Below are 7,642 nucleotides of genomic sequence, written 5' to 3' on the forward strand. Positions count from 1 at the left end.
CCTGAAATCTACACTCGAAGCCATCGCCGCGGGCCATCCGAAAAACCGCATCGACGACCTGCTCCCCTGGAACTTTCGATCGTCAACCTGAAAGCCCGGTGCCCTCCAGCCGCCGCTTACGATCATGGGCTCTATGTGCTGGAAGGGAAAGCTGCTTATCGGCTCAATGAGGATTGGGTCGAAGTTGAGGCCGGCGACTATATGTGGCTGCGCGCCTTCTGCCCACAGGCGTGTTATGCGGGTGGACCCGGAAAGTTCCGGTATTTGTTGTACAAAGACGTCAATCGTCACATGGCACTTCGTTCACCAACCACATTGTCACGTGCCAGCCCATCGCGGATCAAGGCCGCCGCTGAGTAGAATCTCCGCCTATTGCGGCGGACAATTCATGAGCCGCCGCGACAACCGCATTGCTCAGATCAGAAATCTGACCGGTTCCGACACGTGATGTCGGGCCGGACACTGAAATGCCCGCGATGGCTTCGCCGTGGATGTCAAAGACAGGCGCTGCAATGCAACGCATCCCCGAATTCCGTTCCTCTCCATCAATGGCATAGCCGCGGTCTCGCGCCCGTTTCAGGTCTGCAGTGAGCTCGTCTGGGGAGGTAAGCGTGAAATCCGTGAACCTTTCAAGCGGTGCTTCGGACAGGAACCTGGCGACACGATCTGGACCCATCTGGGAAAGGAGGGCTTTGCCTATTCCAGAGGCATGCAACTGCGACAGGGTGCCGGGCGGAAAGAAGGCTCTGATGCTGGCATGGGTTTCGACCTGGCTGACGAACAGAACGTGCCCATTTCGCTCGATTCCAAGGTTCGCCGTTTCACCCGATACTTCCATCAGTTTTCTTAGTATCGGCCTTGCGCGCTCGACAAGGCTCGTCCGGAGCAAGAAACGAGACCCAATAATGAATGCCTTGGGACCGATGTGCCAGACCTGGTCGATCACATCAAAATCAACCAGCCCCCGACTCTCCAGCGTGACGAGCACCCGGTACATTGTGGAAGGTGATTGGTGCAGTTCATTTGCCAGCGTTGTCAGAGGCTTGCCCTGCCCTTCACTCAGAAACTCAAAGACCTCCATCGCACGGTCAAGAGACTTGATGATGTTCTGTGCGGTTTTGTCGTGCCAATCGCGAGGTCTTCCGCGAGCCTTTCGACTTGAGTTGCCAGCATTATCTTGGAATTTCATAAGAACCATCTCAATCTATGTGAAAAGTGTATTCGCCTGTTGAAAAATATAACTCATTGATAACGAAAGAATTTACCATGCATGGCGGGTTTCGAAAAACGATTTCAAAAAAGTATCGAAATCTGTTCCAGAAATCTACTATGGGAACAAGACAAAAAAGGAGACGATCATGAGCTTCCAGAACCCAGTATTCATTCCTGGCCCGACCAATATGCCCGAAGCCGTTCGGCAGGCCTGCTACATGCCGACAATCGACCACCGCTCGCCAACTTTTGGCAAGATCCTTCATCCTTGCCTTGATGGCGTGCGCAAGGTCCTGAAATCCGACTCTGCCAAGATCTTCATCTTTCCCTCCACGGGGACTGGCGGCTGGGAAACAGCATTGTCCAACAGCCTGAACAGCGGTGACAAAGTGCTGGCGGCGCGCAATGGCATGTTCTCACATCGCTGGATCGACATGTGTCAGCGTCACGGCCTGAATGTGACGGTTGTCGAAACACCGTGGGGTCAGGGTTTGCCAGCTGACAAATACGAGGCCATTCTAACGGCCGATACGAACCATGAAATCAAGGTTGTGCTGGCAACACACAACGAGACCGCGACTGGCGTCAAGTCTGATATCGCAGCTGTGCGCCGCGCGCTCGATGCTGCGGGGCACCCTGCCCTGCTATTTGTTGACGGAGTCAGTTCCATCGCGTCCATGGATTTCCGATTTGATGAATGGGGCGTCGATATCGCCGTAACAGGAAGCCAGAAGGGTTTCATGTTGCCTGCCGGTCTGGCTATTCTCGGATTCTCCGACAAGGCTGTTGCGACCTCAAGGACAGCAACCCTGCCCCGGACGTTTTTTGACATTGCAGACATGCAAAAGGGATATGATGCGAATGCGTTTCCCTATACCCCGCCCGTTGGTCTCATGAACGGCCTGAAACTGTCTCTTGATATGCTTCTTGATGAAGGACTTGAGAACGTGATTGCGCGCCATCATCGCATCGCAGAGGGTGTGCGCATCGCGGTCGCCGCCTGGGGTTTGGAATTGTGTGCCGCGTCTCCGGATCTCTACTCTGACACGGTAAGTGCAATCCGCACACCGGAGGGTTTCAACGCGACAGATATCGTCACGCATGCGGCCAACACCTACGATGTTGCATTTGGTGTGGGCCTTGGCGAAGTCGCGGGCAAAGTTTTCCGGATCGGCCATTTGGGCAGCTTGACGGATGTCATGATGCTGAGCGGTTTGGCCACTGCGGAAATGTGCATGGTTGATCTTGGTCTGGACATCAAGCTCGGTTCCGGCGTCGCCGCAGCGCAGGAATACTACCGCACGAATCCTGCCACCGCGATCAAGATCGCAGCGTGACCATGGCCTCCGCGATGTATATCCCAACGTTTCAGGACATGCTTGACGCGCATGAGCGCATCAAGCCCCACATAAGACGTACGCCGATCCGAACTTCGGCGTACCTCAATGAATTGACCGGCGCACAGCTGTTCTTCAAATGCGAGAACTTCCAGGAACCCGGAGCGTTCAAGGTTCGCGGCGCGTCCAATGCCGTTTTTGGTCTCGACGATGATCAGGCCAAGAATGGCGTCGCGACGCACTCATCGGGCAATCATGCGTCCTGCCTCAGCTATGCGGCCAGCTTGCGGGGCATTCCCTGCAACGTTGTCATGCCTCGCACCGCGCCGCAGGCCAAAAAGGATACAGTCCGCCGCTATGGTGGAAAGATTACCGAATGTGAGCCTTCGACGTCTTCACGCGAAGAAACCTTTGCCAAGATTCAATCCGAAACGGGTGGCGATTTCGTTCATCCTTACAACGACCCGCGTGTGATTGCGGGCCAGGGCACCTGTGCCAGGGAACTCATGGAACAAACTGACGGGCTGGATATCGTGGTGGCCCCGATTGGCGGCGGCGGCATGGTTTCCGGCACCTGCCTCACTTTGTCAAACCAGGCACCGGAAACGCAAATCATCGCGGCTGAGCCAGAGCAGGCCGATGACGCCTATCGGAGCTTCAAGGCAGGCCATATCATTGCGGATGACGCGCCAAAGACCATCGCCGATGGACTGCTCGTCCCTCTGAAAGACCTGACCTGGCATTTTGTGTCAAATCATGTGACGGACATTCTCACAGCGTCTGAGGAAGAGATCATCGACGCGATGAAGCTCGGCTGGAAACACCTGCGCATTGTCATGGAAGCCAGTTCTTCTGTTCCGCTCGCGACCATCCTCAAAAACAAAGATCGGTTCGCTGGCAAGCGGGTCGGCATCATCATCACCGGTGGAAATGTCGATCTCGACCTTCTGCCGTGGCTACAGTAAAGGGAAACAACGCTATGAACACCCGTGTAAATCTCGAAAACCTCGAAGTTGGCTACGATGTCCCTGCCCTGCCGGGTATGGACGAGGCAGACATCCAGACGCCCTGCCTGATCCTCGATCTGGACGCGCTGGAGCGCAACATCAAGAAAATGGGCGACTACGCCAAGGCCCATGGCATGCGTCACCGCGCCCACGGCAAAATGCACAAATCCGTCGATGTGCTGAAGCTGCAAATGGAGCTTGGCGGCGCCGTTGGCGTGTGCTGCCAGAAAGTGTCAGAGGCGGAAGTCTTCGCCCGCGCCGGCATCAAGGAAATTCTGGTCTCCAACCAGGTCCGCGACCCGGCCAAGATCGACCGCCTGGCACAACTGCCCAAGCACGGCTCGGAAATCATTGTCTGCGTGGATGACGTGGCGAATGTGGCGGACCTGTCGGTGGCGGCCAAGAAGCATGGCACCGAGCTGGGCGTGTTCATTGAAATCGACTGCGGCGCAGGCCGCTGTGGCGTGACCACCACCGACGCGGTCGTGGAAATCGGCAAGGCCGTGCGCGACGCAGAGAACCTGACCTTCAAAGGCATTCAGGCTTACCAAGGTGCGATGCAGCACATGGACAGCTTCGAGGACCGTCAGGCCAAGCTCGACGCGGCGATCGCGCAAGTGAAAGACGGAATCGACGGGCTGAAAGCCGAAGGCATCGAGTGCGATCTGGTCTCCGGCGGTGGCACCGGCTCCTACTACTTCGAGAGCAACTCCGGCGTCTATAACGAGCTTCAGTGCGGGTCCTACGCCTTCATGGATGCCGATTACGGCCGCATTCTCGACAAGGATGGCAAGCGCATCGACGATGGCGAATGGGAAAACGCCTTCTTCATCCTGACGAGCGTCATGAGCCACGCGAAGGCTGACAAAGCCATCGTGGATGCCGGTCTCAAGGCGCAGTCTATCGATAGCGGCTTGCCGTTCATCTATGGGCGCAACGATGTGGAATACGTCAAATGTTCGGACGAGCATGGCGTCGTGGCCGACCCCGAGGGCGTTCTGAAGGTCAACGACAAGCTGAAGCTGGTGCCGGGTCACTGCGATCCGACGGCGAACGTGCATGATTGGTATGTCGGCGTACGCGGCGGCAAGGTCGAAACCCTGTGGCCCGTGTCGGCCCGTGGCAAAGCCTACTAACATTTTCTGAGGCAGCAAAGTTCGGCTCCAAAAGAGCCGCGAAGCCGCCCGTATGCCTGCCGCCTTCTGGCAGCGCATACGGGCGCACATTCAAACGGGAGAATCCAATGTTCATCGTACCAGAACGTGAAATCGCGGACTTGATGACACGAAAGGCCGCTTTTGATGCTGTTGAAAGTGTCTTCGCCGCCATGGCCTCGCAGGACGCCTACAACTTCCCCGTCATTCGCGAAGCGATTGGCCATGAGGATGCTCTCTACGGTTTCAAAGGCGGCTTCGACAAGGCCGGGATGACCCTTGGGCTGAAGGCTGGTGGCTATTGGCCAAACAACCTGGAAAAGCAGAACGTTATCAACCACCAATCGACGATTTTCCTTTTCGATCCTGACACCGGAAAGGTGGCGGCGATAGTGGGCGGCAACCTGCTGACTGCGTTGCGCACCGCAGCAGCATCTTCAGTGTCGATCAAGCATCTGGCCCGCCAAGACGCCAAGGTCATCGGTATGATCGGTGCAGGACACCAGGCGACCTTCCAGCTGCGCGCAGCACTTGAACAGCGCTCCTTTAGCAAGGTCATAGGCTGGAACTATCATCCCGACATGCTGCCAAATCTGGAAAAGGTTGCAACAGAGGCCGGCTTGCCGTTTGAGGCCGTTGAGCTTGATCAATTGGGTCACGATGCTGACGTGATCATCTCGATCACATCCGCGTTTGCTCCCTCGTTGATGTCGGATCATGTTTCTGAGGGGACTCACATTGCCTGTATGGGCACTGACACCAAGGGCAAACAAGAAGTTGAATCCGCGCTGTTGGCCCGGGCAACCGTCTTCACAGATGAAGTCGCTCAATCTGTGAGCATCGGCGAGGCGCAACATGCAGTCTCAGAAGGACTGCTCAAGGAAAGTGATGTGAACCAGATCGGAGCCGTTATCAACGGTACTCACCCAGGACGCAGTTCCGACACGGAAATCACTCTCTTTGACGGCACCGGCGTCGGCTTGCAGGACCTAGCCGTGGCTTCTGCCGTGGTGGAACTTGCCGTCCAAAAAGGCGTTGCGATCGAAGTCGATTTTTGAGGGGATGAGCGGGTCTCACTACCCGCACATTTTCTTACCCGGCGGCATGATCTGATATCTTCTAGCCGGCACCACGAGGCCTGCTGGAGCGCACGCACGCAACATAGGCCAAATGCGTGACACAGAGAACTGAGAGGAACGAAAATGCGGATTGTCATCAATGGGTTTGGACGGATCGGGCGCACGATCATGCGCCAGATTCTGAGCCAGCCTCGGCACGATGATATTGAAATCGCATTGATCAACAATATCGCACCTCTCGAAACTTGCGCTTACCTGTTTCAGTATGACAGCACGTTCGGACCCTACCCCACCAGAGTCGAGACAAGCCGAAGTGCATTGATCGTGGATGGGAGGCGCATCCCGTTCGCACGAACTGACAAACTGGCAAACTAGGATTTCTCGCAGGTTCATGTTGTTCTTGAATGCACGGGCAGGATTCCGTCACGACAGGTTGCCGAACGCGGATTGCACGCTGGCGCGGGTGCGGTATTGATCTCAGTCCCTTCGGATCATGCGGATATCACGGTCGTGAAAGGCGCGAATGACTGCACGGCTATGAATGCCAGAATCGTTGCCAATTCATCCTGTGCCACGAATGCAACCGCGTCTCTGCCAAGCGCCATTGATACCGCTCTGAAACTCGAGCGCGCGCATGTCGCGACAATCCATTGCTATACGGGAAGTCAGCCGATGGTCGATGCTCCCCGCGATGATCTCTCGCGTGGCAGAGCTGGCGCGGAATCGATGGTGCCGACAACAACAAGCCCAGCCAGGGAACTTCGGAAGGTTCTACCCGGTATTGCCGGGCGAACTACCATTCCGGGTGTGGCAAGTTGGCGGCGCTCCGCCTTGTCCTTCCCCTCCCGCCTGGCCATGAGTTTTGCCTGATCCTTCAGATCCAGCCAGCGGCCAAGGCGCCGGATCGAGGGTGGTGTCAGCCCTTTCGCCTGGCAGTCGGCTGCAACCTCACGCCAGAACCGGGTTTTGGTCGGATTGCGACAGGTGGCATAGAACTCCTTGAAATGATGGACCACGATCGCCTCAATCGCCGGCGCCATTGGCTGCATGCCTGGCTTTGGGCCTGAGCAATTCGGCAGCGGCGCGCTGGTCCGCGCTTCGTCCCGAAACTGCTTCGCCAAACGATAAACCGTCGCCCGGCTGACATTTAGCTGCCGCATCACCCAAGCAACGCCACCCGAAAATCGCATCGACGACCTGCTTCCCTGGAAGTTCCAGCCGTCAAGCTGAAACCCCAGTGACCTCCAGTCGCCGCTTACGACCGTCATGCTCCTTGGATATGCGGTTGGCCCCAGGCGCTCAGAGAGCGTCAGCTCTAATTTTGGCAAGGAAGACACGCTGGATTTGGGTTGTTGGATCGAGATTTTCGACGATGGCGCCCTGTTGGCCCTCAATTCCAAAACCGGCTTGCACGGAGTTGAGATCGGCCGGGGCTCATCAGATCAATCCTGCCCCGTGCACGCGCTGGAACAGTGGCTGCATGTCGCCAGGATTAGGTTCGGGCCGGTCTTTGTGCGCAGCTCGCGCGACGGCAAGAAAGCGCAGCACGCCCGGCTGAACAAGCGGACGGGGCTCAAGAGCAACATTCGCGCCGAGCTCCCGAAAAAAGACCGCCTCGCCCTGTTTTCCGGCCACAGCCTACGGACGGGCCTCGCCTCTTCGGCCGAGGTCGACGAGCGCTACGTCCAGAAACATGCAGGTTTCTCGGACGCCATGCTCGACGTTTGGGTATCGCGTGGCGTTGCCTGGCGTCGGAGAAGCGCTCAGGCGGGAAATCGCGGGGTTGGTCTTGGTGGGCCGTTTGTTGCTATGGGGATTTGGGCTGTGGGCTTGGCATGGGGCTGATCTGGCGG

At 57.0% G+C, this 7,642-nt stretch carries 8 protein-coding genes and 2 pseudogenes; 9 read left to right on the forward strand and 1 reads right to left on the reverse strand.

What is annotated here, in order from left to right:
• Both QO231_RS26230 and QO231_RS25500 read left to right on the forward strand, forming a co-directional pair.
• Positions 1-91: transposase domain-containing protein (locus tag QO231_RS26230; protein WP_449421106.1), on the forward strand; the 91-nt coding region annotated here is incomplete at its 5' end.
• 29 nt (positions 92-120) lie between these two features.
• Positions 121-360 (forward strand): annotated as a pseudogene (locus tag QO231_RS25500) ((S)-ureidoglycine aminohydrolase); the annotation flags it as partial.
• Here the strand turns inward: QO231_RS25500 and bhcR are convergent.
• On the reverse strand, positions 341-1,189 hold the full coding sequence (bhcR, locus tag QO231_RS25505; RefSeq protein ID WP_316782967.1) for an HTH-type transcriptional regulator BhcR: 849 nt from the start codon (positions 1,187-1,189) through the stop codon (positions 341-343). The pseudogene QO231_RS25500 and the gene bhcR sit on opposite strands and share 20 nt — an antisense overlap.
• Positions 1,190-1,358: 169 nt before the next feature.
• Between bhcR and bhcA the strand changes: the two genes are divergently transcribed.
• The 7 genes and pseudogenes from bhcA to QO231_RS25540 form a co-directional block, all read left to right on the forward strand.
• On the forward strand, positions 1,359-2,549 hold the full coding sequence (gene bhcA, locus QO231_RS25510) for an L-aspartate--glyoxylate aminotransferase BhcA (RefSeq protein WP_316782970.1): 1,191 nt from the start codon (positions 1,359-1,361) through the stop codon (positions 2,547-2,549).
• 14 nt (positions 2,550-2,563) lie between these two features.
• Entirely contained in the window at positions 2,564-3,514 is a 951-nt protein-coding gene (gene bhcB, locus QO231_RS25515; protein WP_316782983.1) for a beta-hydroxyaspartate dehydratase BhcB, read from the forward strand.
• 14 nt (positions 3,515-3,528) lie between these two features.
• Complete coding sequence (gene bhcC / locus QO231_RS25520) at positions 3,529-4,692, forward strand: 3-hydroxy-D-aspartate aldolase BhcC (RefSeq protein WP_316782973.1); 1,164 nt, start codon at positions 3,529-3,531, stop codon at positions 4,690-4,692.
• A gap of 107 nt (positions 4,693-4,799) precedes the next feature.
• Entirely contained in the window at positions 4,800-5,768 is a 969-nt protein-coding gene (gene bhcD, locus QO231_RS25525; RefSeq protein WP_316782976.1) for an iminosuccinate reductase BhcD, read from the forward strand.
• A gap of 144 nt (positions 5,769-5,912) precedes the next feature.
• Entirely contained in the window at positions 5,913-6,164 is a 252-nt protein-coding gene (locus QO231_RS25530; protein WP_316782978.1) for a glyceraldehyde 3-phosphate dehydrogenase NAD-binding domain-containing protein, read from the forward strand.
• Between the two features lie 162 nt (positions 6,165-6,326).
• Positions 6,327-6,659: a hypothetical protein gene (locus QO231_RS26235; protein ID WP_394356725.1), complete on the forward strand. Its 333-nt coding sequence runs from the start codon at positions 6,327-6,329 to the stop codon at positions 6,657-6,659.
• Between the two features lie 393 nt (positions 6,660-7,052).
• Positions 7,053-7,502 (forward strand): annotated as a pseudogene (locus QO231_RS25540) (integrase); the annotation flags it as partial.
• Positions 7,503-7,642: the final 140 nt, after the last annotated feature.

Source organism: Sedimentitalea todarodis (assembly GCF_032595355.1).
GTDB classification, from domain to species: Bacteria; Pseudomonadota; Alphaproteobacteria; order Rhodobacterales; family Rhodobacteraceae; genus Sedimentitalea; species Sedimentitalea todarodis.